This is a genomic window from Achromobacter xylosoxidans (genome assembly GCF_001457475.1).
GTDB lineage: Bacteria > Pseudomonadota > Gammaproteobacteria > Burkholderiales > Burkholderiaceae_B > Achromobacter > Achromobacter xylosoxidans.
The window spans coordinates 5,518,849-5,543,512 of sequence record NZ_LN831029.1 but is presented as its reverse complement, the minus strand read 5'-3'; the positions used below and the strand labels follow the sequence as shown (position 1 = coordinate 5,543,512).

At 70.1% G+C, this 24,664-nt stretch carries 20 protein-coding genes; 5 read left to right on the top strand and 15 right to left on the bottom strand.

Going from position 1 to position 24,664, the window contains the following annotated elements; genetic code table 11:
* Position 1: 1 nt before the first annotated feature.
* From urtD to urtA, 4 genes are read right to left on the bottom strand one after another with little or no spacing between them, the layout of a single operon-like run.
* Entirely contained in the window at positions 2-841 is an 840-nt protein-coding gene (urtD, locus tag AT699_RS25010) for an urea ABC transporter ATP-binding protein UrtD (protein WP_006386130.1), read from the bottom strand.
* Positions 838-1,965 (bottom strand): urea ABC transporter permease subunit UrtC, encoded by a 1,128-nt coding sequence (gene urtC / locus AT699_RS25005; RefSeq protein WP_006386131.1) that lies wholly within the window; start codon positions 1,963-1,965, stop codon positions 838-840. The genes urtD and urtC overlap by 4 nt, the downstream gene beginning before the upstream one ends.
* On the bottom strand, positions 1,962-3,593 hold the full coding sequence (gene urtB, locus AT699_RS25000; RefSeq protein ID WP_024070214.1) for an urea ABC transporter permease subunit UrtB: 1,632 nt from the start codon (positions 3,591-3,593) through the stop codon (positions 1,962-1,964). Before urtB ends, urtC begins: the two co-directional genes overlap by 4 nt.
* A gap of 20 nt (positions 3,594-3,613) precedes the next feature.
* Positions 3,614-4,867, bottom strand: coding sequence for an urea ABC transporter substrate-binding protein (urtA, locus tag AT699_RS24995; RefSeq protein ID WP_024070213.1), 1,254 nt, complete (start codon positions 4,865-4,867; stop codon positions 3,614-3,616).
* A gap of 347 nt (positions 4,868-5,214) precedes the next feature.
* Between urtA and atzF the strand changes: the two genes are divergently transcribed.
* The 3 genes from atzF to AT699_RS24975 are packed head-to-tail and all read left to right on the top strand — an operon-like array spanning position 5,215 to position 11,428.
* Positions 5,215-7,044 (top strand): allophanate hydrolase, encoded by a 1,830-nt coding sequence (gene atzF, locus AT699_RS24985; protein WP_024070211.1) that lies wholly within the window; start codon positions 5,215-5,217, stop codon positions 7,042-7,044.
* A gap of 26 nt (positions 7,045-7,070) precedes the next feature.
* Positions 7,071-10,706, top strand: coding sequence for an urea carboxylase (uca, locus tag AT699_RS24980; protein ID WP_024070210.1), 3,636 nt, complete (start codon positions 7,071-7,073; stop codon positions 10,704-10,706).
* Positions 10,707-10,708: 2 nt separating this feature from the next.
* On the top strand, positions 10,709-11,428 hold the full coding sequence (locus AT699_RS24975) for a GntR family transcriptional regulator (RefSeq protein WP_006386138.1): 720 nt from the start codon (positions 10,709-10,711) through the stop codon (positions 11,426-11,428).
* Between the two features lie 454 nt (positions 11,429-11,882).
* On the opposite strand, the gene AT699_RS24970 is transcribed toward AT699_RS24975, so the two are convergent.
* The 5 genes from AT699_RS24970 to AT699_RS24950 all read right to left on the bottom strand — a co-directional run bounded on the left by AT699_RS24970 (position 11,883) and on the right by AT699_RS24950 (position 15,162).
* The gene (locus tag AT699_RS24970; protein WP_024070209.1) at positions 11,883-12,698 is read right to left on the bottom strand and encodes an anti-sigma factor family protein; all 816 of its coding nucleotides are present in this window, start codon (positions 12,696-12,698) and stop codon (positions 11,883-11,885) included.
* A 1-nt stretch (position 12,699) separates the two neighbouring features.
* On the bottom strand, positions 12,700-13,212 hold the full coding sequence (locus AT699_RS24965; RefSeq protein ID WP_006384421.1) for an RNA polymerase sigma factor: 513 nt from the start codon (positions 13,210-13,212) through the stop codon (positions 12,700-12,702).
* Positions 13,213-13,243: 31 nt separating this feature from the next.
* Complete coding sequence (locus AT699_RS24960; protein WP_006384420.1) at positions 13,244-13,612, bottom strand: COG4315 family predicted lipoprotein; 369 nt, start codon at positions 13,610-13,612, stop codon at positions 13,244-13,246.
* A gap of 149 nt (positions 13,613-13,761) precedes the next feature.
* Positions 13,762-14,226 (bottom strand): GNAT family N-acetyltransferase, encoded by a 465-nt coding sequence (locus tag AT699_RS24955; protein ID WP_006384419.1) that lies wholly within the window; start codon positions 14,224-14,226, stop codon positions 13,762-13,764.
* 9 nt (positions 14,227-14,235) lie between these two features.
* On the bottom strand, positions 14,236-15,162 hold the full coding sequence (locus AT699_RS24950) for a LysR family transcriptional regulator (protein ID WP_024070208.1): 927 nt from the start codon (positions 15,160-15,162) through the stop codon (positions 14,236-14,238).
* A gap of 61 nt (positions 15,163-15,223) precedes the next feature.
* On the opposite strand from AT699_RS24950, the gene AT699_RS24945 reads away from it, so the two are divergent.
* Both AT699_RS24945 and AT699_RS24940 read left to right on the top strand, forming a co-directional pair.
* Positions 15,224-16,363: a 4-oxalomesaconate tautomerase gene (locus tag AT699_RS24945; RefSeq protein WP_024070207.1), complete on the top strand. Its 1,140-nt coding sequence runs from the start codon at positions 15,224-15,226 to the stop codon at positions 16,361-16,363.
* Between the two features lie 138 nt (positions 16,364-16,501).
* The gene (locus AT699_RS24940; RefSeq protein WP_006384415.1) at positions 16,502-17,470 is read left to right on the top strand and encodes a Bug family tripartite tricarboxylate transporter substrate binding protein; all 969 of its coding nucleotides are present in this window, start codon (positions 16,502-16,504) and stop codon (positions 17,468-17,470) included.
* Here AT699_RS24940 and AT699_RS24935 read toward each other — a convergent pair.
* From AT699_RS24935 to AT699_RS24910, 6 genes are all read right to left on the bottom strand, one after another.
* Positions 17,427-18,827, bottom strand: a complete 1,401-nt coding sequence (locus AT699_RS24935; protein WP_024070206.1) for a DUF1501 domain-containing protein — start codon at positions 18,825-18,827, stop codon at positions 17,427-17,429. The two genes, AT699_RS24940 and AT699_RS24935, sit on opposite strands and share 44 nt — an antisense overlap.
* Positions 18,824-20,386 (bottom strand): DUF1800 domain-containing protein, encoded by a 1,563-nt coding sequence (locus tag AT699_RS24930; RefSeq protein ID WP_024070205.1) that lies wholly within the window; start codon positions 20,384-20,386, stop codon positions 18,824-18,826. Before AT699_RS24930 ends, AT699_RS24935 begins: the two co-directional genes overlap by 4 nt.
* Before the next feature lie 151 nt (positions 20,387-20,537).
* Positions 20,538-21,242, bottom strand: a complete 705-nt coding sequence (locus AT699_RS24925) for an SDR family oxidoreductase (RefSeq protein ID WP_006384411.1) — start codon at positions 21,240-21,242, stop codon at positions 20,538-20,540.
* 88 nt (positions 21,243-21,330) lie between these two features.
* Positions 21,331-21,783, bottom strand: coding sequence for an azurin (azu, locus tag AT699_RS24920; RefSeq protein WP_006384410.1), 453 nt, complete (start codon positions 21,781-21,783; stop codon positions 21,331-21,333).
* Between the two features lie 165 nt (positions 21,784-21,948).
* The gene (locus AT699_RS24915; RefSeq protein WP_024070202.1) at positions 21,949-23,274 is read right to left on the bottom strand and encodes a PQQ-dependent sugar dehydrogenase; all 1,326 of its coding nucleotides are present in this window, start codon (positions 23,272-23,274) and stop codon (positions 21,949-21,951) included.
* A 56-nt stretch (positions 23,275-23,330) separates the two neighbouring features.
* On the bottom strand, positions 23,331-24,656 hold the full coding sequence (locus AT699_RS24910; RefSeq protein ID WP_024070201.1) for a ferredoxin reductase family protein: 1,326 nt from the start codon (positions 24,654-24,656) through the stop codon (positions 23,331-23,333).
* Positions 24,657-24,664 lie beyond the last annotated feature (8 nt).

The window sequence follows — 24,664 nt, the reverse complement described above, 5'->3', positions numbered from 1 at the left end:
GTCAGCGCCCCAGGTAGACTTCGATCACGCGCGGGTCGGCCTGCACCTTGGCCATCGGCCCCTCGGCCAGCACCGAGCCTTCGTGCAGCACGGTCACCTTGCCGTCGCCGGCGATCTGGTTGACGAAATCCATGTCGTGCTCGACCACCATCAGCGAATGGCGGCCGCGCAGCTCGTTGAGCAGTTCGCCGGTGCGCTCGGTCTCGGCGTCGGTCATGCCGGCCACCGGCTCGTCCAGCAGCAGCAATTGCGGCTCCTGCATCAGCAGCATGCCGATCTCCAGCCATTGCTTCTGGCCATGCGACAGCAGGCCGGCGGGGCGGAAGGCCTCGGGCCGCAGCCGGATCAGGTCGAGCGTCTCGCCGATGCGGTCGGCCTGCTCGCCGGTCAGGCGCGCGAACAGCGTGGGCCGCACGCGCTTGTCGGTCTTCATCGCCAATTCCAGGTTCTCGAACACCGTGTGCTGTTCGAACACGGTGGGGCGCTGGAACTTGCGGCCGATGCCGGCGTGCGCGATCTGCGCCTCGCTCAGCGTGGTCAGGTCGATGCTCTGGCCGAAGAACGCGGTGCCGGCGGTGGGGCGCGTCTTGCCGGTGATGACGTCCATCATGGTGGTCTTGCCGGCGCCGTTGGGGCCGATGATGCAGCGCAGTTCGCCGACGCCGATGTCCAGCGTCAGGTCATTGAGGGCCTTGAAGCCGTCGAAGCTGACGGTGATGCCCTCCAGGTACAGGATGGCGCCGTGGCTGGTGTCCAGGCCCTTGGGGCTGACGCGGCCGTAGCCGGCGTCGCCGCTGGGGCCGCCATCGAGCATGGCGCTTTCGGTATGGGTGCTGGTCATGCGCGTCGCTCCTGGTAGCGGGCGGCCAGGCGCCGGGCCAGGCCGACGATGCCGGTGGGCAGGAAAAGGGTAACCAGCACGAAGATCAGGCCCAGCGCGTACAGCCAGAATTCGGGCAGCACGCTGGTGAACCAGGTCTTCAGGCCGTTCACGGCGCCGGCGCCGATGATGGGGCCGATCAGCGTGCCGCGCCCGCCGGTGGCGACCCAGATCACCATCTCGATGGAGTTCTCGGTGGACATTTCGCTGGGGTTGATGATGCCGACCTGCGGCACGTATAGCGCCCCGGCGATGCCGCACAGTACCGCCGACAGCGTCCACACGAACAGCTTGAAGCCGAGCGGGTCGTAGCCGATGAAGCGCAGCCGGCTCTCGGCGTCGCGCACCGCCGTCAGCACCCGGCCCAGCTTGGACTGCGTGACGGCGCGCGCCAGCACCAGCGCGCCGGCCAGCGCCGCCAGCGTGATCCAGTACAGCGCGGCGCGGGTGCCGGGCGCGGTGATGTCGAAGCCCAGGATGCGCTTGAAGTCAGTGAAGCCGTTGTTACCGCCAAAGCCGGTGTCGTTGCGGAAGAACAACAGCATGGCGGCGAAGGTCAGCGCCTGCGTGATGATGGAGAAGTACACGCCCTTGATGCGCGACCGGAAGGCGAAGTAGCCGAACACGAACGCCAGCACGCCCGGCACCAGCACCACCAGCAGCATGGCGTAGGCGAAGTGGTCGGTGAAGGCCCAGTACCAGGGGTAATCCTTCCAGTCCAGGAACACCATGAAGTCCGGCAGCCGGCTCTGGTAGACCCCGTCCTGGCCGATGGCGCGCATCAGGTACATGCCGTGGGCGTAGCCGCCCAGCGCGAAGAACAGGCCGTGGCCCAGCGACAGGATGCCGGCGTAGCCCCACACCAGGTCCAGCGCCAGCGCCGCCAGGGCGTAGCACATGAACTTGCCCAGCAGCGCCACCGCGTAGGCCGAGACATGCAGCGGATGGCCGGCGGGAAACGCCAGGTTCAGCAGCGGCACCAGCGCCAGCAGCAGCACGCCCGCGCCCAGCGCGGCCCAGGCGCGGCCATTGAACAGGGGCCGGCGCGCCAGCAGGTTGAAATCGGTCAGCGCGGTCTGCTTCATTCGACGCTCCGGCCGCGCGGGGCGAACAGGCCTTGCGGCCGCTTCTGCACGAAAAGCACGATGAGCACCAGGATGGTGATCTTGGCCATGACCGCTCCCGCGTAAGGCTCCAGGAATTTGTTGACGCCGCCCAGGCCGAGCGCGGCGATGACGGTGCCGGCCAGCTGGCCGACGCCGCCCAGCACCACCACCATGAAGGAATCGACGATGTAGCCGCGGCCCAGGTCCGGGCCGACGTTGCCCAACTGCGACAGCGCCACGCCGGCCAGGCCGGCGATGCCCGAGCCCAGGCCGAACGCCAGCATGTCGACGCGGCCGGTGGGCACGCCGACGCAATCGGCCATACGCCGGTTCTGGGTGATGGCGCGCACGAACAGGCCCAGCCGCGTGTGGTTCAGCAGCGCCCACACCAGGAACACCACGAACAGCGCGAAGCCGATGATGACCAGCCGGTTGTAGGTCAGCACCAGGCCGCCCAGCACGGTGAAGCCGCCGGACATCCAGCTGGGGTTGCCCACTTCCACGTTCTGCGCCCCGAAAAGGGTGCGCACGCCCTGCATCAGCATCAGGCTGATGCCCCACGTGGCCAGCAGCGTTTCCAGCGGCCGGCCGTAGAGCCAGCGGATCACGGTGCGTTCCAGCGCCATGCCGACCAGCGCGGTGACCACGAAGGCCAGCGGCAGCGCCGCCGCCACGTACCAGTCGAGCCAGCCTGGCAGCCAGGCGCGGAACGCCGTCTGCACCAGGTAGGTGACGTAGGCGCCGATCATCAGCAGCTCGCCGTGCGCCATGTTGATGACGCCCATCAGGCCGAAGGTGATGGCCAGCCCCAGTGCCGCCAGCAGCAGCACGCTGCCCAGGCTGAGGCCGTAGAACAGGTTGCCGGCCCACTCGATGGTGGCCAGGTGGCGGTCGATGCGCTTGAGCGCGTTGGCGGCCGCCTCGCGCACGCCGGCGTCGGGTTCGGCGTAGACGCCGTCCTGTTGCTGCGTCAGCGCCGCCAGCGTCGGCCGGAAGGCGGCGTTGTCGGTGCGGCCGAGCAGCTCGACCGCGTGGCGCCGCACGGCGGGGTCGGCGCTCTTGAGTTCCAGGCTGGCCTGCGCGATCTCCAGCGCGGCGCGCACGGCCGGGTCTTTTTCGGCGGCCAGCGCCTTTTCCAGCAGCGGCAGGCGCGCCGGATCGCCGGTCTGTTGCAGGCGTCGGGCCGCGGCCAGCCGTTCCTGCGGGTTGTCGGAGAACAGGCGCGAGCCGGCCAGCGCCGCCTCGATCGCGCGCCGCAAGCGGTTGTTGATGCCGATGGAGGAGGCCTCGGGCGGCAGCGCCAGGGCCGTGCCGGTGGCCGGATCGGTGGCCTGGCCCTTGCCGTCGCCGATCAGCACGCGGCCGTCCGGCAGCGCATACAGCTGGTCATTGCCCAGCGCCTGCAACACGGCGGCCGCGCCCGGGCCGGGCTGCTGGCCCAGGGCGGCAATGGCCTGCAGGCGGGCGTCGGTGTCGTCGCCGGCCAGCGGCGCCAGCAGCGCCGGGTCCACGCCGGATGCGGCCGCGTGGGCGGCCAGCGCCGGCGTGGCCAGCAGCCATGCAAGCAGGAGATGACGCAGGAATTTCGCGATGACCGCATTCAGCATGGCTGCGCTTCCGGTTCCGGTTAGAGGCCTTGCTTGCTTTCGTTGCCCGCGATGTACGGGCTCCACGGTTGCGCGCGGATCGGGCCCTTGCTTTTCCAGACCACGTTGAACTGGCCGTCCGCCTTGATCTCGCCGATGTAGACCGGCTTGTGCAGGTGGTGGTTGGTCTTGTCCATTTCGATGGCGAAGCCGCTCGGCGAATTGAACTTCTGGCCGCCCATGGCCGCGATCACCTTGTCGACGTCCGTGGTCTTGGCCTGTTCGACCGCCTGCTTCCACATGTGGATGCCGATGTAGGTGGCCTCCATCGGGTCGTTGGTGACCACGGTGTTGGCGTTGGGCAGGTTCTTGGCCTTGGCGTAGGCCTTCCACTTCTTGATGAACTCCTCGTTGACCGGGTTCTTGATCGACTCGAAGTAGTTCCAGGCGGCCAGGTGGCCCACCAGCGGCTTGGTGTCGACGCCGCGCAGTTCTTCCTCGCCCACCGAGAACGCCACCACCGGCACGTCGGTGGCCTTCAGGCCGGCGTTGCCCAGTTCCTTGTAGAACGGCACGTTGGAGTCGCCGTTGATGGTGGAGATGACGGCGGTCTTGCCGCCGGCGGCGAACTTCTTGATGTTGGCGACGATAGTCTGGTAGTCGGAATGGCCGAACGGGGTGTAGACCTCGTCGATGTCGCTGTCCTTGACGCCCTTGGAGTGCAGGAAGGCGCGCAGGATCTTGTTGGTGGTGCGCGGGTACACATAGTCGGTGCCCAGCAGCACGAAGCGCTTGGCGCCGCCGCCGTCTTCGCTCATCAGGTATTCCACGGCGGGAATGGCCTGCTGGTTGGGCGCGGCGCCGGTGTAGAACACGTTCTTCTCCAGTTCCTCGCCCTCGTATTGCACCGGGTAGAACAGCAGGCCGTTCAGTTCCTTGAACACCGGCAGCACCGACTTGCGCGACACCGAGGTCCAGCAGCCGAACACCACCGCCACCTTGTCCTGCGACAGCAGCTGGCGCGATTTCTCGGCGAACAGCGGCCAGTTCGAGGCCGGGTCGACCACCACCGCTTCGAGCTTTTTGCCCATGACGCCGCCGTTGGCGTTGACCTCGTCGATGGTCATCAGGGCCACGTCCTTGAGCGACGTTTCCGAGATGGCCATGGTGCCCGACAGCGAATGCAGGATGCCGACCTTGATGGTGTCTTCGGCGGCGAACAGCTGCGGCATCCAGCCGGACATGGCCAATAGGCTCGCGGCGGTCAATTGCTTGAGGGCTAGTCTGCGTTTCATGGTGACTCCTGGATGGGAAGAGGCCGGCGGCGCCGGTGATGAAAGGACGTGACCAGGACGTCAAAGCAAAAGCCGTGCCAGCCGCGATGCGATGGCGGCGCGCTGTATTGAGCAATGGGTGTGCGCGAGGAGGCGGGGGGGCGGACGGGCGACGCGCCGCGGTTCAATCTGGTGCCGCGTGCACAAAACCGGTGCGGCCGCTGCCCGCTGGGAGTGCGCGCGCGGACTTGTCCGCGAAGGCGGCCAGGCCGTGGCGCGCGGCGTCCAGGGCGAAAACGCCGGGCGCGGCGCACATGGCACGCGTATTGCTTGGGAATCCGTACTTGTATACCAGAAAGGATTCCAGCATGAATGCCGTAGCAACGCAGCAGGGCCCGCTCGGTTGGACGATCGCGCAATGGCTGTCGGCCTATCAGGAAGGGGCCACGCCCGAAGCGCTGTTGATGCCCCTGGCCGCCGCGCCGGACGACCCGGCCGACAACGCCTGGATCACGCGCGCCAGCGCGCCGGTGCTGGCGCGCCAGCTCGACGACCTGCGCCTGCTGCTGGCCGCGGCCGGCGGCGATCGTTCCCGCCTGCCGCTCTACGGCGTGCCGTTCGCCATCAAGGACAACATCGACGCGGCCGGCTGGCCCACCACCGCTGCCTGCCCCGCGTTCGCCTACACGCCGGACGAGGACGCCACCGTGGTGCGGCGCCTGCGCGCGGCCGGCGCCATCCTGATCGGCAAGACCAATCTCGACCAGTTCGCCACGGGCCTGGTCGGCACCCGCTCGCCGCACGGCGCGGTGGCCAACAGCTTCAATCCCGACTACATCAGCGGCGGCTCCAGCTCGGGGTCCGCCTCGGTGGTGGCGCGCGGGCTGGCGGCGTTTTCGCTGGGCACGGACACCGCGGGCTCGGGCCGGGTGCCGGCGGGGTTCAACAATATCGTCGGCCTCAAGCCGACCAAGGGCTGGCTCAGCACCGCCGGCGTGGTGCCGGCCTGCCGCACGCAGGACTGCGTGTCGATCTTCGCGCTGACGGTGGACGATGCCGAGCGCGTGGCCGGCATCGCCGGCGGCTATGACGAACACGATCCCTATTCGCGCGCGCAGCCGGCCGGCGCCGCCGCGCCCTGGCCCGCCGCGCCGCGGCTGGCCGTGCCCGACCGGCTGGAGTTCTTCGGCGACGCCCAGGCCGCCGCCGCGTTCGAGGCCGCGGTGCAGGCGCTCAAGGCCGGCGGCGCCGAGGTCCAGGCCATCGACTTCGCGCCTTATGCCGAACTGGCGGCGCTGCTGTACCAGGGGCCGTGGGTGGCCGAGCGCTTCGCCGCGGTCGAGCCGCTGTGGCGCGACAATCCCGAAGCCATCCATCCGGTGGTGCGCGGCATCGTCGAAGGCGCGGTCCACTACGACGCGCTCGACGCCTTCAAGGCCGAGTACCGCCGCGCCGAGCTGACGCGCAGTATCCACCAGTCGCTGCAAGGCTTCGACGCGCTGGTGGTGCCGACCTCGCCGTCGATCTACACCATCGCCCAGTTGCAGGCCGATCCGGTGCGGCTCAATTCACAACTGGGCATCTATACCAACTTCGCCAACCTCGCCGACCTGTCGGCGCTGGCGCTGCCCGCGGGCATGCGCGATGACGGGCTGCCGGCCGGCATCACGCTGATCGGCATGGCGTGGCAGGACCGCGCGCTGGCGCATTTCGGCCGCCAATGGCAGGCGCAGCGCGGACTGCCGCTGGGCGCCACGGGCCGGCCGCTGCCGCCCATGGGGCCGACCGCCGCCGACCCCGGGCTGTTGCGCGTGGCCGTGGTGGGCGCGCACCTGACCGGCATGCCGCTGAACCATCAGCTGACCTCGCGCCGCGCGGTGCTGGTCGAAAAGACACGCACCGCCGCCGACTACCGGCTCTACGCGCTGGCCAACACCACGCCGCCCAAGCCGGGGCTGGTGAAGTCCGACAGCGGCGCGCCGATCGAGGTGGAGCTGTGGGACATCCCGCTGGCGGCGTTCGGCGCCTTCGTGGCCGAGATCCCCGCGCCGCTGGGCATCGGCACCTTGACGCTGCATGACGGCCGCCAGGTCAAGGGCTTCATCTGCGAGCCGCGAGGCCTGGAGGGCGCGCGCGACATCACCGCCTTCGGCGGCTGGCGCGCCTATCTCGCCAGCCTGAACGCCACCCCCCGCTAAATCCAATCGCCCCTGGGAGCCGAACCGTGTTCGATACCGTCCTCATCGCCAACCGTGGCGAAATCGCCGTCCGCGCCATCCGTACCCTCAAACGCCTGGGCATCCGCAGCGTTGCCGTGTATTCCGATCCCGACCGCAATGCCGCCCATGTGCGCGAGGCCGACGTGGCCGTGGCGCTGGGCGGCGAGAAGGCCGTCGACAGCTATCTGCGCACCGACCTGTTGCTGGCGGCCGCGCGCGAGCACGGCGCGCAGGCCATCTACCCCGGCTACGGCTTCCTGTCGGAGAGCGCCGAGTTCGCCGAAGCCTGCGAGGCCGCGGGCATCGCCTTCGTCGGTCCCACGCCGCTGCAGATCCGCGAGTTCGGCCTGAAGCACCGCTCGCGTGAACTGGCGGCCGAAGCCGGCGTGCCGATGACCCCCGGCACGGGCCTGCTGGCCAGCCTGGGCGAGGCGCTGACACAGGCCGAGCGCATCGGCTATCCGGTGATGCTCAAGAGCACGGCGGGCGGCGGCGGCATCGGTCTGTCGCGGTGCGACAACGAGGCCGAACTGACGGTGGCGTTCGACAGTGTGCAGCGCATGGGCGAGCATTTCTTCCGCGACGGCGGCGCCTTCATCGAGCGTTACGTGGACAACGCCCGCCACGTCGAGGTGCAGATCTTCGGCGACGGCGCCGGCCGCGTGCTGGCGCTGGGCGAACGCGATTGCTCGGTGCAGCGGCGCAACCAGAAGGTGATCGAGGAAACCCCCGCGCCGCACCTGCCGGCCGCGACCCGCGCGGCGCTGCTGGCGGCGGCCGTCAAGCTGGGCGAGTCGGTGGCCTACCGCTCGGCCGGCACGGTCGAATTCATCTACGATCCGGCGCGCGACAGCTTCTATTTCCTGGAGGTCAACACCCGCCTGCAGGTGGAGCATCCGGTGACCGAGGCGGTGACCGGGCTGGACCTGATCGAATGCATGCTGCGCGTGGCGGCGGGCGAGCCGCTCGACCTGGCCGCGATGTCGCGCGCGCCGCAAGGCGCGTCGATCGAGGTGCGGCTGTACGCCGAAGACCCGCTGCGCCAGTTCCAGCCGTCGCCCGGCGTGCTGACGGAAGTGCATTTTCCCGAAGGCGTGCGCCTGGACGGCTGGGTCGAGACGGGTACCGAGGTGCCGGCGTTCTACGATCCGATGCTGGCCAAGCTGATCGTGCACGCCGACACCCGCGAGGCCGCGCTCGACAAGCTGGCCGATGCGCTGGCGCACACCCGCCTGCACGGCATCGCCACCAACCTGGACTACCTGCGCCAGATCGTGGCCGACGCGCGCTTCCGCGCCGGGCAGCTGTCGACGCGCTTCCTGGAGGGCTTCATCTACCGCCCCGCGGCCATCGAGGTGCTGGAAGCCGGCACCTACACCAGCGTGCAGGATTACCCGGGCCGCACCGGCTATTGGGATATCGGCGTGCCGCCGTCGGGCCCGATGGACGACTACGCCTTCCGCCTGGCCAATCGCATCGTCGGCAACGCGCCCGACGCAGCCGGCATCGAGGCCACGCTGGTCGGGCCGACGCTGCGCTTTCATGGCGATGCCATCGTCGCGCTCACCGGCGCCGAATGCGCCGCCACGCTCGATGGCGAGCCGGTGCCGATGTGGCAGCCGGTCACGGTGCGCTCGGGCCAGGTGCTGGCCACGGGCCGCGCGCTGTCCGGCTGCCGCACGTACCTGGCGGTGCGCAACGGGCTGGACGTGCCGGTCTACCTGGGCAGCCGCTCGACCTTCGCGCTGGGCCAGTTCGGCGGCCACGCCGGCCGCACGCTGCGCGTCGGCGACATGCTGCCGCTGGTGCGCCCCGAGCTGCCGGCCGCGAACGCCCAGGCGCCCGTGAGCGCGCCGCAGGTCGCGCCCGCAGAACTGATTCCCGCCTATGGCAACACCTGGGAGATCGGCGTGCTGTACGGCCCGCATGGCGCGCCGGACTTCTTCCGCCCCGAGGCCATCGAGGCCTTCTTCGCCGCCGATTGGGAGGTGCACTACAACTCCAATCGCCTCGGCGTGCGGCTGACCGGCCCCAAGCCGACCTGGGCGCGCGAGAACGGCGGCGAGGCCGGCCTGCATCCGTCCAACATCCATGATTGTGAGTACGCCATCGGCAGCATCAACTTCACCGGCGACAGCCCGGTGATCCTGACGCGCGACGGCCCCAGCCTGGGCGGTTTCGTCTGCCCGGTGACGATCGCGCGCGCCGAGCTGTGGAAGGTGGGGCAAGTCAAGCCGGGCGACCGCATCCGCTTCGTGCGCATCGATTACGCCGAGGCGGTGGCGCGCGAGGCCGCGCAGGACCGCAGCGTGGAGCAGCTACGGGCGGTGGCGCCGCAGGCCACCACGCCCGCCGCGCCGCCCGCCACGGCCTCGGAGACCATCATCGCGGCGCTGCCGGCGACGGGCAGCCGGCCGTCGGTGTCGTACCGCCAGGCGGGCGACGGCTACCTGCTGCTGGAGTATGGCGACAACGTGCTCGACCTGGCGCTGCGCATGCGCATCCACCTGCTGATGGAGGCGCTGGCGGCGCGGCCGATCGAGGGCGTGCGCGAGCTGTCGCCGGGCGTGCGCTCGCTGCAGATCCGCTACGACAGCCGCGTGATCCTGCAGCAGGCGCTGATCGCGCGGCTGCTGGAGATCGAAACGCAGCTGGCCGACGTGGCGACGCTGAAGGTGCCGACCCGCGTGGTCCATCTGCCGATGGCGTTCGAGGATTCGGCCACGCTGGGCGCGGTGCAGCGCTACCAGGAAACGGTGCGCGCCAGCGCGCCGTGGCTGCCGAACAATGTCGACTTCATCCAGCGCATCAACGGCCTGGCCAGCCGCGAGGACGTGCGCCGCATCGTGTTCGACGCGAGTTATCTCATCATGGGCCTGGGCGACGTCTACCTGGGCGCGCCGTGCGCGGTGCCGATCGATCCGCGCCACCGCCTGCTGACGTCCAAGTACAACCCGGCGCGCACCTTCACGGCCGAAGGCACGGTGGGCATCGGCGGCGTCTACATGTGCATCTACGGCATGGATTCGCCCGGCGGCTATCAACTGGTGGGCCGCACGCTGCCGATCTGGAACAAGTTCCTGAAGAACCCGGCGTTCCAGGACGGCAAGCCCTGGCTGCTGCGCTTCTTCGACCAGGTGCGCTTCTATCCGGTGAGCGAGGCCGAGCTGGATGTGCTGCGCGAGGATTTCCGCGAGGGCCGCGCCACGGTGCGCATCGAGGAAGAACTATTCGATTTCGCCGCGCACCAGCGTTTCCTGGCCGACCAGGCGGACAGCATCGGCGCCTTCCAGGCGCGGCAGAAGTCGGCGTTCGATGCCGAAGTCGCGCTGTGGAAACACGAGGACGTGGCGGCGCCGCCGGCCGAGGCGGCGCCGGAACTGGAGATCGCGCTGCGCGACGGCGAACGGCTGGTCAGCGCCGATATGTGCGGCAACGTCTGGAAGATCCCCGTGCAGGTGGGCCAGAGCGTGGCGGCTGGCGACACGCTGGTGGTGGTCGAGGCGATGAAGATGGAGCTGTCGGTGATCGCGCCGGTGTCGGGCACGGTGGCCGCGATTCGCTGCGTGCCGGGCAAGCCGGTCAACGCGGGCGATGCGCTGGTCGTGCTGGCCGAGGACGCGACTTGCCCGGTGGCCTGACCATGCGCGATTCGGTGCGTGTCGGGCCGGCGTTGCGGCAGGCGCCGGCGCTGGCGGGGTCGTTGGCCGAGCAGGTCTACCAGCGCATCAAGGATGAGCTGTTCGACTTCCGCCTGCTGCCGGGCGACCGCTTTACCGAGGCGGAGCTGGCGTTGCGGCTGGGGGTGAGCCGCACGCCGGTGCGGCTGGGGCTGGCGCGGCTGGAGCGCGAGGGCTTCGTGCTGCCCAGTCCGCGCAGCGGCTGGCAGGTGCGGCCGTTCGATTTCGAGCGCTTCGAGGCGCTGTACGACGTGCGCGTGGTGCTGGAACTGGCGGCGGTCGAACGGCTGTGCGCGCGCGAGCGCATGGACGATGGCGGGATGCTGGCGGCGCTGGTGGATGTGTGGCTGGTGCCGCCGGATCAACGCATTCTGGATGGGCGGATGGTGGCGCAGCTGGACGAGGCGTTTCACTGCTCACTGGTGGCGGCTGCCGGGAATGCGGAGATGGCGCTGATCCATCGGGAGGTGACGGAGAAGATCCGGATCGTGCGTCGGCTGGATTTCACCAAGGAGTTCCGGGTGGATGCGACGTATGAGGAGCATGGGGCGATTTTGCGGGCGGTGCTGGCTCGGCGGGGTGAGGCGGCGGGGAGGATGTTGCGGGGGCATGTTGAGATGAGCAAGGCTGAGGTGAGGAAGATTACGCTGCATATGTTGCATGTGGCTCGGGAGGGTTCTTAAGGCGCGGCGGGCTGCGGCGGCCGGGTGGGTGCGGGGCTACGATTGCGGTCCGGAGCCTTCGCTCCGGACTGCCCCGTCGTCATCTTCGTCCGCCTGCGGCTCCCTTCAGATTCCCTCGGGCGCATCTACACGCCCCGCACCCACCCGGCCGCCGCAGCCCGCCGCTCGTGCGTCTCCATGCGGAGGATGGCGGGGAGAATGGCTTGCTTGGTGTTCTGCTCAGCGTCGTTTGGGGGGCGGAGGAGTTTGCGGGGCCCGCCAAAAACGGCTGCGCGGGCAGCCGTGTTTGGCATACATCGGGTGGGGCGTCGGGGGTGTGGTCGCTGCGCGAAGTGGCGGCGATGGGGGGCGCGCTTGTGGGAGGGCAACCGATTCTCGAACGAGGGTGTCTGAGCAGGGGCTTTGTTGAAGCCCGCGGGCGGATTGGCGCTCGCCGGGCGCGCCCGCGCCCGGCTCAGCCTTGTAGCTGTTTGTAGACTTCTTCGGAGACGCGCTGCAGTTCGTCGCGGCTGATGGCGCCGGAGAGGGCGTAGCCGAATTGGCCTTCGACCCAGTAGAAGACGCGGACGGGGCCTTCCTGGGTGAATTGGAAGGCGGTCTGGCCGCCGGCGGCTTCGCGGGTGACGTAGAGGGTCAGGCGTTGGCCGTCGGGGGCGCCGTACATGAAGAGGGCGACGGGGCCGCTGCCGCCGGGCAGCAGGCGGCCGCCGACGAGGTCGTAGCCGGCGTCGGTCAGGGACGGGGCGCGCACGGGGGCGCCCAGGCGCTTGGTGAGCCAGGTGACCAGGGCTTTTTCGTTGTCGCCGCTGACTTCGACGGGGCGGCCCATGTCGGGGGCGTAGACGGCGTGGGCGATGGCGGCGCGCTGGGCGTAGCCGCCGGCGGCGCGGTCGGGTGTGGCGGTAGCCAATACGGTTTGCAGGTGGCGGGCGTCCATGGCGCCGCGCGCCATCCAGGCGCTGCTGGCGCTGATGACGGCGATGGCGGCACAGGCAGCGACGGCGCGCCAGGGCAGGCGGCGCGCGGGGGGGGAGAGCGGCAGGCGCAGGGGCAGGGGTTCGTCCAGCACCGGGTCAAGCAGGGCGTGCAGGGCGCGGCGCTGGGCCTGCCAGGCGTGCACGCGCGCCAGGTCCTGCGGATGGGCCGCTAGGAAGGCGTCGACCTCGGCGTGGCGGCCGGGCGGCAACTGGCCGTCGGCGTAGGCGTGCAGGTCGGCTTCGGTGATGGGGTTGCCGGCGGTGGGAATGGCGTGGAGGCGTTTGTCGTTCATGTCATTTCACGCGATGGAGCCGGCTGGCGGGTTCCTGGCCCTGCATCAGGGCGCCCAGGCGTTCGCGGGCGCGCGACAGGCGCGACATGACCGTGCCGATCGGCACGCCCAGCACCTGCGCGGTTTCCTGGTACGACAGGTCTTCCACGCACACCAGCAGCAATACTTCGCGCTGCTCGGCCGGCAGGCCTTGCAGGCAGCGGTCCAGGTCGCGCACCTCCAGGTGGTCGGTCTGCGTGGCGCGCACCGGCACGTCGGGCAGGTCGCCCGCGCCGGCCTGTTCGGCCTGCCGGTGGCTGGCGCGCACGCCGTCGATGAAATGGTTATGCATGATGCCGAACATCCAGGCCCGCAGCTCGCCGCGGCGCTGCCAGCGCGAGTAGCGGCTCCAGGCCCGTTCGAGCGTGTCCTGCACCAGGTCGTCGGCCCGGTGCGGGTCGCCCGTCAGCCCGCGGGCGTAGCGCCGCAGGCTGGGGATGCAGGCCAGGATCGCGGCTTCGTCGTCGGCGCGCATGGTCGGGCGTGGAGGGACGACTCAGGCCGGATCAGGGCTTGATGACGTGCCAGACGTCCTTGAAGTTGTCGCCGGTCTTGTCGCCCGGCTTGGCGTCCTTGGCATACAGGTAGACCGGCTTGCCCTTGTAGGCCCACTGCTTGGAGCCGTCGTCGCGGGTGATGATGCTCAGGTCGCCCGAGGCCTTGGCGTCGGCGGCGGCGGTGACGGGCGGCCAGATCTTGGCGCACTGGTCGTTGCAGGCGCTCTTGCCGCCGGCATCCTTGTCGAAGGTGTAGAGGGTCATGCCGGCGCTGTTGACCAGGATGCCGTCCTGGGTCTTGACGGCCTGGGCATGGGCGCCGGCCGAGAACAGGGCGGCGCAGGAGAGGGCCAGGGTTGCGGCGAGTTGAGTGCGCATGTCGTGCCTCGTAGATGGAAGAGTTTGGGGGACTGCCCTCTACAGACGCGGGGCGGAACGGGAATATTCCGCCACCGGACAAAAAAATCGGGAGGGCTGGGGATGAAGATCCAACCGAGCCTCGCGCGGGCCCTTCGCGACGGCCGCCGTCAGGCGTGGCCGCCGGCGGGCGGGGCGGGTTCGTAGCGCATTTCTATTTCCAGGGCGGTCTCCTCGACAGGGGTGAAGCCCAGCGACTCGTAGAGCCGGCGGGCGGGGTTGCCCTTCAGGACGGACAGGGTGACCGGGGCGCCTTCGTCGTCCGCCTGCCGCAGCAGGCCGGCCAGCAGGCGCCGGCCCAGTCCCTGGCCCTGGAAGGCCGGGTCGATCTGGATCTGCACCACGCGCCAGCCGGCCGGATCGCGGAAGGTCTTGAACAGGCCCGCCGGGCGGCCGTGCAGCCAGACGATCTGGGCGTCGTCGAAGTGATAGCGGATGCGCGCCAGGTGATGCGCATCGTCCCGCGGCGCGTCAACGCGCGCCAGGTGTTCGGTCATGGTTGCCTTGCGCAGCGCCAGCAGGAACGGCAGGTCGTCTTCGGTGGCGGCTTGCAACGCCAGGGAATGGGGGCTCATGGTGCGGCTTCAGGGTTGCTTGGGGGGACCACGCTTGGCGCTTTTGCCGGCCTGGTGGATAAGGTTATAGAGCTGTTGCGCCGCCGGCGCCAGGGGGCGGCCCCTGCGCGAGATCAAACCCAGGCTGCGGGTGACGCGCGGATGCTCCAGCTTGACGCCCGCCAGCGTGGCGTGGCCGGCCGGCGGCATCGCCAGCTGCGGCACGGCCGCCACGCCCAGCCCGGCTTCCACCAGCCCCAGCAGCGTCATGACGTGGCTGACCTCGAAGGCGCTGACGGTGCGCTTGCCGCTCTTGGCCAGCGCGTCGTCGATCAGCAGGCGGTTGCCGCTTTCCTTGGCCACGGTCATGAAGCGTTCCTGCGACAGCTCCTCCCACGACACGCTGCGGCGCGCGGCCAGCGGATGGTCGCGCCGCACCGCCAGCACGAAGTCCTCGCGCAGCACCGCCTTGAAATCCACGTCCGGCTCCTGGGTGCCGAAAAAACTGATGCCGAAGTCGGCGCGGCCGGTCACCACGCTGTTGAGCACGGTGTGGGCGGTCTCGTCGATGATGCGCACGCGGATGCGCGGAAAGCGCGCGGCGTAGTCGTGGATGATGGCGGGCAGGAAGTAGTAGGCCACCGACGGCACGCAAGCCACCGTCACCAGCCCGCCGCGCTGCGCCGCCAGGTCGCCGATGCTGAGCACCGCGCGTTCCAGTTCGTCGATGGCGCCGCGCGCCCGTTCCAGGAAGATGCGGCCGACGTGCGTCAGCGCCACGCGGCGCGTGGTGCGTTCCAGCAGGCGCGCGCCCAGCAGGTCCTCCAGCTTGTCGATGCGCCGGCTCAGCGCCGGCTGCGACAGGTTCAGGTCTTCGGCGGCGGCGCGGAAACTGGCGCGTTCGGCCACGGCCACGAAGGCCTGCAATTCCTGTAAATCGAAATTGATGCGTGCCATGCATTAATCCATCCGTAAGTTGCAATTCAAATAATAGCCGCGCCGTCGCAGAATGCACCGCATGGAAACGATCATCCCTTGCGTACTGATGCGCGGCGGCACCTCCCGCGGCCCCTTTTTTCTTGGCGACTGGCTGCCGGCCGATCCCGCCGAGCGTGACCGGCTGCTGTTGCAGGCCATGGGTTCGCCCCACGCGCTGCAGGTCGATGGCCTGGGCGGCGGCAACTCGCTGACCAGCAAGGTCGCGATCGTGTCGCGCTCGACCCGGCCCGACTGCGATATCGACTATCTGTTCGCGCAGGTCTCGGTGGACCGCGCCAGCGTCGACACCCGTCCCAACTGCGGCAACATGCTGTCGGGCGCAGCGCCCTTCGCCATCGACGAGGGCCTGATCGCCGCGGCCGACGGCGAAACCTCGGTGCGGGTGCACAACGTCAACACCGGCGCCGTGATCGAGGCGGTGGTGCAGACGCCGGGCGGCCGCCTGACCTATGAAGGCGAGGCGCGCATCGACGGCGTGCCTGGCGCCGCCGCGCCGGTGCGGTTGAATTTCCTGGATGCATGGGGGGCGGTCACCGGCCGCCTGTTCCCGACCGGCCTGCGGCAGGAAGTGGTTGACGGCGTGGCCGCCACGCTGATCGACGCCGCCATGCCGATGGTGCTGCTGCGCGCCGCCGACTTCGGCCTGCGCGGCGACGAGTCGCCGGCCGAACTGGACGCCAACCCTGCCCTGCTGGCGCGCCTGGAGCGCATCCGCCGCGAGGCCGGCAGCCGCATGGGACTGGGGGACGTCTCGAACAGCGTCATTCCCAAGCCGGTGCTGCTGGCGCCCGGGAGCGATCCCGCCGCGCTGTCGCTGCGTTCGCGCTACTTCACGCCGCACGCCTGCCATCGCGCCCATGCCGCCACCGGCGCGGTGGGCGTGGCCGCCGCCTTCCTGATGGCGGGCACCGTGGCGCACGACTGTGGCGGGCCGGCGCCGCGCCCGGGCTACCGTGGCGTGCGCATCGAGCACCCGTCGGGCGGCATGGACATTGACGTCAGGCTGGACGCCGCCAGCGGCGAGGTGCGGGCCGCCGGCCTGGTACGCACCGCGCGCAAGATCATGAAGGGCCTGCTGTACGTGCCGGGGCGCTATGTGCCGGCGCGCGAGGAACGCGCCAGCCGACCGGAGTCGGCGCCTGCCGCCATGGCGGCATAGGCTGCGATCAAGAATGCCGTACCCGGAAGCCGCCCTCGGCCGCCGGCACCGAAACATGAAGGTGGCGGCCCGAGCCGCCTCCGACCCGAGACACAGCGGTCCGCAGAGACCGCCCATAGAACCATCAGGAGACATGACATGGCTTTTCCCTCCCGCAGCACCCTGTGCGCCGCCGCGCTTTGCCTGGTCCTGGGCAGCCCGGCCGCGCAGGCCGAATTCCCCGAACGCGCCATCACCATGGTGGTGCCCACCGCCGCCGGCGGCGGCAATGACACCCTGGCCCGCGTGATCGGGCAGAAGATGGGCGAACTGCTGGGCCAGACCGTCATCGTGGTCAACAAGCCCGGCGCGCAGGGCGCCATCGCCGCCGACTACGTGGCGCGCCAGCCGGCCGACGGCTACACGCTGATGCTTGGCTACATCGGCACGCACGGCATCAATCCGGCGCTGCAGAAGCTCAACTACGATCCGGTGCGCGACTTCACCGCGATCGGCATGGTGGCCGACTCGCCCACGCTGATGGTGGTGTCCAGCAGCATCGGCGTGCAGGACGTGCCGGGCCTGCTCAAGTACGGCCAGGCCCATCCCGACGGCCTGAGCTACGCCTCCGCCGGCCCGGGCACGGCGCCGGCGGTGGCGGGCGAGCTGTTCAACCGCGCCACTGGCGCGGCCATGCTGGAGATTCCCTACAAGGGCTCGGCCCCCGCCATGACGGACACGCTGGCCGGCGTCACCCAGGTCATGTTTCCCAGCCTGTTCAGCGCCTATCCGCACCTGAAGTCGGGCAAGATCCGCGCGCTGGGCGTGGCCGGCGCGCGCCGCGCCAAGGTGCTGCCCGACATGCCGACCCTGGCCGAACTGGGCGTGCAGGGCGTGGACGTGGCGCAGTGGTACGCGGTGTTTGCGCCGGCCAACGCCGATCCGCAGGTGGTTGCCAAGTTGAACACCGCGCTCAATGGCGCGCTCAACGATCCGGCCGTGGCCGCCAAGATCGACGACCAGGGCGCCGAGGTGCGCACCAGCACGCCGGCGGAGCTCGCCGCGTTCGTGCGCGAAGAGGCCGTCAAGTGGAAGCGGCTGGCATCGACGATTCACGCGGCGCTGTAAACAGCGCCAAAGGCGCGGCGTCGAAGTGGCGCAGGTTCGGAAACACCAGCCGCAGGTCGTCGGCGCTGGCGCCGAACCAGCCGCCCAGCGCCGCGCCCAACTGCTCCACCGCCAGCGTCGGCAGCAGCCGGCCGTTGTCGACGAAACCCGGGCCATCGGGCGCGATTTGCGGATGCGTGCCGTAGTAGCGGCCGCCGTCGACGGCGCCGCCCAGCACGAAATGGTGCGCGCCCCAGCCATGGTCCGAACCGTTGCCGTTCGATCCCAGCGTGCGGCCGAATTCCGAAGCGGTGAAGGTGGTGACCTGGCGCGCCACGCCCAGCTCCGCCAATGCCTGCTGGAACACGGCCAGCGCCTGGCCCAGTTCCTTGAGCAGGGCGGGGTGGGTGTCGTTCAGGCCGGTGTGGTTGTCGTAGCCGTTCTGCGACACGAAGAACACCTGGCGGCGCGCGCCCAGCGCCTGGCGCGCGGCGATGATGCGCGCCACGATCTTAAACTGCTGCGCCAGCGGCGAGGCGAAGTCGCCCGGCACCGCCACGCCCGACAGCGCCGCCCGCAGCCGTGCATCGGCGTCGATGGACTGCGCCGCGATGCGCGACATTTCGCGTTCCATCAGGTGCTCGCGCGGCTGTGTGATCAGCTGGCGCAGCAACGCGGTGCAGGCGTTGGAGCCGTACAGGTCGCGCGTCAGCAGTTCGATGCGGGTCGAGCCGTTCACGCCGACCCGGTAGCCCGCGACGTGGCGGCCGGCCAGCAGCACGGTGTTGCCGCCGGCGGTGATGCCGGTGAAGCTGCGCCGCGCGTTGATGCCGGCGTACAGGTCCGTCAGGCGTCCGGCCCAGCCGGACGAGGCGCCTTCCGGCGCCAGCGCCTGCCAGTACGACTGCTGGTCGTTGTGCGAAAACAGCTTGGGCGGCAGCGGCACCCGCGCGCCGATGTAGTCCGCCTTGCTGGTGGGCACCACCAGCGGGCCGACGTTAAGCACCGCCGCCATCTCGCCGCGCGCGAACAGCGGCGCCAGCGGCGCCAGGGACGGGGCCAGCGCGAATTGCGCGCCATCGGCGGTGGATGCCTTGTCGCGCAGCGCCGTGGATTGGAGGGCGTCACGCGGCAGCGCGATGTCGCTGCGGGCCGCGGCATAGGCGCGGTAGGCGGGCGCGTCGAACGGCACCAGCGTATTGAACGGATCGTTGCCGCCGTACAAAAACACGCACACCAGCGCTTTGTAATCGCCGTTGGCCGCCGATTGCGCCGCCGCCGCGCCCAGCGCCGCCAGGTTCAGCGCCAGCGGCGCGGCCGCGTGCGTGGCGCCCAGGGCGCAGGCGCGCAGCAGGAATTCGCGGCGGTCGGCCTTCATTTCTGCACCAGGTATTCGGGGCTGGCCGCCACCAGCGTGATGGCGGCGCGCACGCGGTCGCGCGGCCGCTCGCGCGGCAGCGTGTCGACCGCCTGCGCGATGGCCTGCGCCGTCGCCGCGCTGAAGGCGTCGCCCGCCAGCAGCAGCACGATGCGCGCCACCAGCGCGTCGGCGTCGGCGGCCAGGGCGATCTCGGCGGTGTAAGGGGTCTGCAGGTCTTCCCAGCCGCGATCGACGTAGATGGCCACGAAGTTCAGGTAGCCGGCGATGCTGGTTTCATCGGTGATCTGCAGTTCCGGCGCCACCAGGCCGCGCCGCGCCAGCTCGGTGACGGGAGGGGCATAGCGCGGCCGGAAGAAGTTGAACACGCTGGCCGAGCGCATCGGGCTCTGCGCCAGCCGGATGGTGTTGTCGGTGGTGTCGGGCATGGCCCAGGCGCCGTTGGTGGAGGTGGCGCCGAACGCCCGAGCCCAGCCGGAAAAGCGCAGGATGGGTTCGCGCACCTTGCCCCAGCCGGGCGCGGCCAGATCGGGGTGGCGCGCCTCGTCGTCCAGCAGGATGGCGCGCACCACCGCCTTGAGGTTGCCGCGCGCGCCCCGGCCATCGTCGTCGAACACGGTCGCCACCCGCCCGACATAGGCCGGACTCGGATTGCTGGTGACCAGCCGCTGGATCAGCTGCGTGCCGATGAACGGCCCGACGTTGGGATGCGCGCTGATCACTTCCATCGCGCGCTCGAGCGACAGGTGTCCATCGGTGCCGGGCGGGATGACCGCGCCCAGGAAGCGCTTTTCGGCCAGCGAATGCAGCGCCGGGTTGAGCGCCATCGGCCGGCGGTGGAACTGCACGTCGGTCTCGGGCCCGTCCAGGTCCCAGCCGGTGAAGACCTTGGCCAGGCCCTGCACGTCGGCGTTGTCGTAGGTCTCCACGGGCGCGCCCTTGACCAGCCGGGGCGTGCCGTCGCGGTTCAGTTCGACCAGGCCGATGCTGAACAGCTGCATCACTTCGCGCGCATAGTTCTCGTCGGGATGGCGGCCGGTGCGCGGGTCTTCCTTGCGGTTGCCGCGATAGGTCAGCATGCAGCCCATCGACAGATTGCGGGTGACGGCGGTGAGCAGATCCTGGTAGCTGCCAAAGGCATGCTCGGCCAGCAGGTCCATGAAGCCGGCGGCGCCGAACAGCGGCCAGTTGGCGGTGATCGACGCCACCCCGACCACGAAGATCTCCGACAGCGCGAACGCCACGCGGGTGCGCACCTGGTCCTCGGCGCTGATGAACTTGCGCCACAGCGTCGATTCGAGCGGCGCGTTGATACCGTTGCCCTTGTAGGCCTCGGTGTCCTTGCCTTGCTGCAGCAGCCAGTCGAAATGGCTTTGCGACGGCGGCAGCGCCAGTTGCGCGTCGAGCCAGGCGGCGTAGCCGTCGCGCACCACCGCGTCGATCTGCGCCGGCGTCGGGCCGAAGGTGGCCTGGGCCAGGAAGCGCGAGGCCTGGCCAGGCGTGGGCGGGCGGGTTTCAGTGGAAGCGGGCGGCGCCGCTCCGGACGGCGACGCGGACATGCAGGCAGCCCCGGGGTCGAATGCGAAAGCCTACGGTAGCGAAGCGCCAGGGGGGCTTCAAGACCGCCATTCGGACGAGGGACTAATCCTTTTGCACGAGGCGCGCAAGCGCGGCGCGCCGGCCCACGCGGGGGCCGGCGCGCCGCGCGGATCAGACCGAGCGTGTGATGCCGCCGTCGATGCGGATGTTCTGTCCGGTGATGTACGAGGAAGCGTCGGAGGCCAGGAAGGCGATCAGGTCGGCCACTTCCTCGGCGGTGCCGTAGCGGCCCATCGGGATGCGCGCGCGCCGGTCTTCCTTTTCCGGCAGGCTGTCGATGAAGCCGGGCAGCACGTTGTTCATGCGCACGTTGTGCTCCGCGTATTCGTCCGCGAACACCTTGGTGAACGCGGCCAACCCGGCGCGGAACACGCCGGACGTGGGGAACAGCGCTTCCGGTTCGAAGGTGGCGTAGGTCGAGATGTTGACGATGGCGCCGGATTTCTGGCGCTTCATGACCGGCGCCACCAGGCGCGCGATGCGCACCACGTTGAGCAGGTAGAACTCCATGCCCAGGTGCCAGTCGTCGTCGCTGATCTCCAGCAGCGGACCCTTGGGACCGTGGCCGGCGCTGTTGACCACGGCGTCGACGCGGCCCCACTGCTGCAGGGTCGCGTCCACCAGCCGCGCCAGGTCCTCGGGCGAGCGGTTCGAACCGGTCACGCCCAGGCCGCCGAGTTCGGCGGCCAGCGCCTCGCCCTTGCCGGACGAGGACAGGATCGCCACGCGGTAGCCGTCGGCGGCCAGTTTGCGCGCCGCGGCCGCGCCCATGCCGCTGCCGCCGGCGGTGATGATTGCCACTTTATCCGTGCTCATGCGTCGTTCCCCAAGAGTATTGGCAAACGGTCATTGTAGGGGCGGGCACGGCGGCCCCGCGCAGATCCCGCGAGGCCGGCAGGGGCGATCAGTCGACCAGCTTGAGCACGCCCTTCATCAGCGCGAAGTGGCCGGGGAACGAGCAGAAGTAGGCGTAGTCCTGGCCGGCGGCCAGCTTGCTGACGTCGAAGGTGACCGAATCGGTTTCGCCGCCGCCGATCACCTTGGTGTGGGCGATGACGCGGGCATCGTCCTTCTTGACGTAGTTGTTGTCCAGGCCGGCGGCCATGCCGTCGTTGACGGCGCCCTGCATGTCGGCCTGCTTGGTCAGCACCCAGTTGTGGCCCATGACGTTCTTGGCCAGCTTGCCGGGGTGCTTGAGGTTGACGGTGAACTGCTTGCAGCTCTTGCTGACCGTGATTTCCTTCTTGTCGAACTGCATCTGGTCATTGCCGGCGATGTCGACCGAGCATTCGGCCGCCAGCACGGGCGCCGAGGCCAGGGCCAGGATGGTTGCGGCGCAGAGATTCTTCAACAGCATGTTCATGCCTCCAGGTGTCGAGGGGAAAAGGGCCGCGGAGCCGTTGCACGGGATCCCGCGGGCGACAAAGTGATCCGATCTCAGTCTACGCCTCTTGGGCCGGCCTTGCCCGCCGGCGGTTTGACGCAGCGCAATCGGACGCCAGCGAATTGCGCGGGCGCCGCATCAACGCGCCGCTGGCTGCGCCGTTACGCGCCAGATCACGTTGCCGACGTCGTCGGCCACCAACAGGCCGCCGCGCCCATCCACGGCCACGCCCACCGGCCGGCCGCGGGCCTGGCCGTCCGCGTCCAGGAATCCCGTCAGCACGTCGCGCGCCTGGCCGTCGGCGCGGTTGCCGGTGAATGGCACGAAGATGACCTTGTAGCCGCTGCGCGGGTCGCGGTTCCAGGAACCATGCTGGCCGACGAACATGCCGTGGGTGAACGGCGCCGGCAGCGTGGCGCCGCCGGACCAGGCCAGCCCCAGCGAGGCGGTGTGCGGCCCCAGCGCGTAATCCGGCACGATCGCCTGCGCCACCAGGTCCGGGCGCGGCGGCTTCACCCGGGTGTCGACGTGCTGGCCGAAGTAGCTGTATGGCCAGCCATAGAAACCGCCGTCGCGCACCGAGGTCATGTAGTCGGGCACCAGGTCGCTGCCCAGCTCGTCGCGTTCGTTCACCGCCGTCCACAGCGTCTTGCCGTCGGGGCCCCAGGCCATGCCCACCGGGTTGCGCAGGCCGCTGGCATACAGGCGCTTGGCGCCGCTGGCGACGTCGATTTCCCAGATGGCGGCGCGGCCTTCCTCTTCCGCCATGCCGTTCTCGGCGACGTTGCTGTTCGAGCCGACCGTCGCATACAGTTTGGCGCCGTCGGCGCTGGCGATGAGGTTCTTGGTCCAATGATGGTTGCGCCCCGCGGGCAGGTCGGTCACCTTGACGCCGGGCGCGTCGATGCGGGTCTGGCCGGCCTGGTACGGAAACCGCAGCACCGCGTCGGCGTTGGCGACATACAGCTGGTCGCCCACCAGCGCCATGCCGAAGGGCGAATTCAGGCCTTCCAGGAACACGCTGCGCGTCTGCGCCGCGCCATCGGGCGTCAGGCCGCGCAGCAGGGTGATGCGGTTGGCGCTGGGCGTGCGCGCGCCGGCGCGCTTCATGACGATGCCGGCGGCCCAGTCCTTGAGGCCGCCGGACATCTCGGGCGGCTTGGGCGGCGCGTTGGTCTCGGCCACCAGCACGTCGCCATTGGGCAGCACGTAGAGCCAGCGCGGATGATCCAGGCCGCGGGCGTAGGCGGTGACCGCCAGGCCGCTGGCCGGCGTCGGCAGGCCGGTCTCGCTCCAGCCCACCGCCCTGGCCGTGTTGACCGTGGGAATGAGGGTGGTATTGGGGGCGGGCAACTCGGGCCGCGGCCCCATGCCGGCCTCGACCGGCAGGCGGGCGACTTCGCCGCAAGCGGCCACCAGGCTGGCGGCCGCGACGAGCGCCGGCAACAGGTATCGAATTCGCATGGCGCGGCTCCAGGCGCGGATGGGCGAACTTCCATCATACGACGGGGCGGCGTGGGCTAGCGCATGTCGAAGGCTTCCTGATGCCAGTGGACGTTGCCGCGCCCCAGGCGCCGCAGGCCCTTGCGCAATGCGTTCGCCAGCCCGGCGGGGCCGCAGTACCAGACATCGGCGACGCGGCCGGCGGCCACTTCGCCCTGCGCCAGCGCGGCGGCGTCCAGGCGCTGGCCGGCGGCGGCGCTGTGTACCTGGAGCGTGACGTTGTCCAGCGCGGCGCAGCGTTGCCGCAGCACGTCCACGAACGGGTCGGTTGCGCCGTCGCGCACGCAATAGTGCAGCCAGACGGGCGGCGTGTGGCCGGACGCGTCGCGCGCGGCCTCCAGCCAGGCCAGGAAAGGCGTGACGCCGATGCCGCCCGCCACCCACACCTGCGGGCCGGCGGCGGGACGCTCGAAGCGGCCATAGGGGCCTTCCACCATCACGGGCGCGCCCTCGCGCAACGTGGCGGCCAGCCGCTGGGTGTAGTCGCCCAGCGCCTTGATCTGGAACGTCACGTCGCGGCGTCCGCGATGCGGCGCGCTGGCGATGGTGAACGGGTGCGCGCCTTCGCGCCGGTCGAAGGTGACGAAGGCGAACTGGCCGGCGGCGTGGCCGGGCCAGCGCGCACCGAGTTCACAGGTGACTTCGAGGATGTCGCCAGGCCGCTGCGTCAGCGCCGTCACCCGGCCCGCCACGCGCCGGGCCCCGCCGATGCGGCCGGCCAGCGACAGCAGCGCGGCCCAGGCGCCGCCCGCCATCAACGGCAGCAGCAGCGCGCCGGTCGGCCCGGTCCAGTAATAGGCCGGCGCCAGCGCCAGGGTATGGAACACCAGTATCAGGTAGGCCAGCGGCATGGCGCGGTGGACGATGCGCCAGGCATGGTACGGAAAGCGGCGCCACAGCGTGATGACCAGCATGGCCAGCAGCGCGTAGATCGTCCATTCGCCCAGGTCCTTGGCCAATCCGCGCGAATCCGCCAGCATGGCCAGCACCGCGTCGCGCGCCGGTCGGCCCTCGGCGCCGACCAGCGCCTTCAGCGGCGTGCTGGCCAGCTTGACCAGCCAATGCGCGGCGCCGGCGCCGATGGCCAGGATGCCGGCCCATTTGTGCAGCCGGTAGATCTTGTCCATGCCGCCCAGCGGACCTTCCAGCCAGGCAGGGCGCAAGGCCAGCAGCATGATCAGCGACATCAGGCCGATGGACCAGACGCCTGTCAGGTACAGCGCCTGCTGGCGCAGCACCCAGGGCCAGGCGGCCGTGGCCGCCGGTTGCAGCACCAGGGCGTCGATGGCCCAGGCGCCGGTCAGCGCCAGCAGGAACAGTCCCAGGACGGTACGGGTTTTCATGGCGTCGG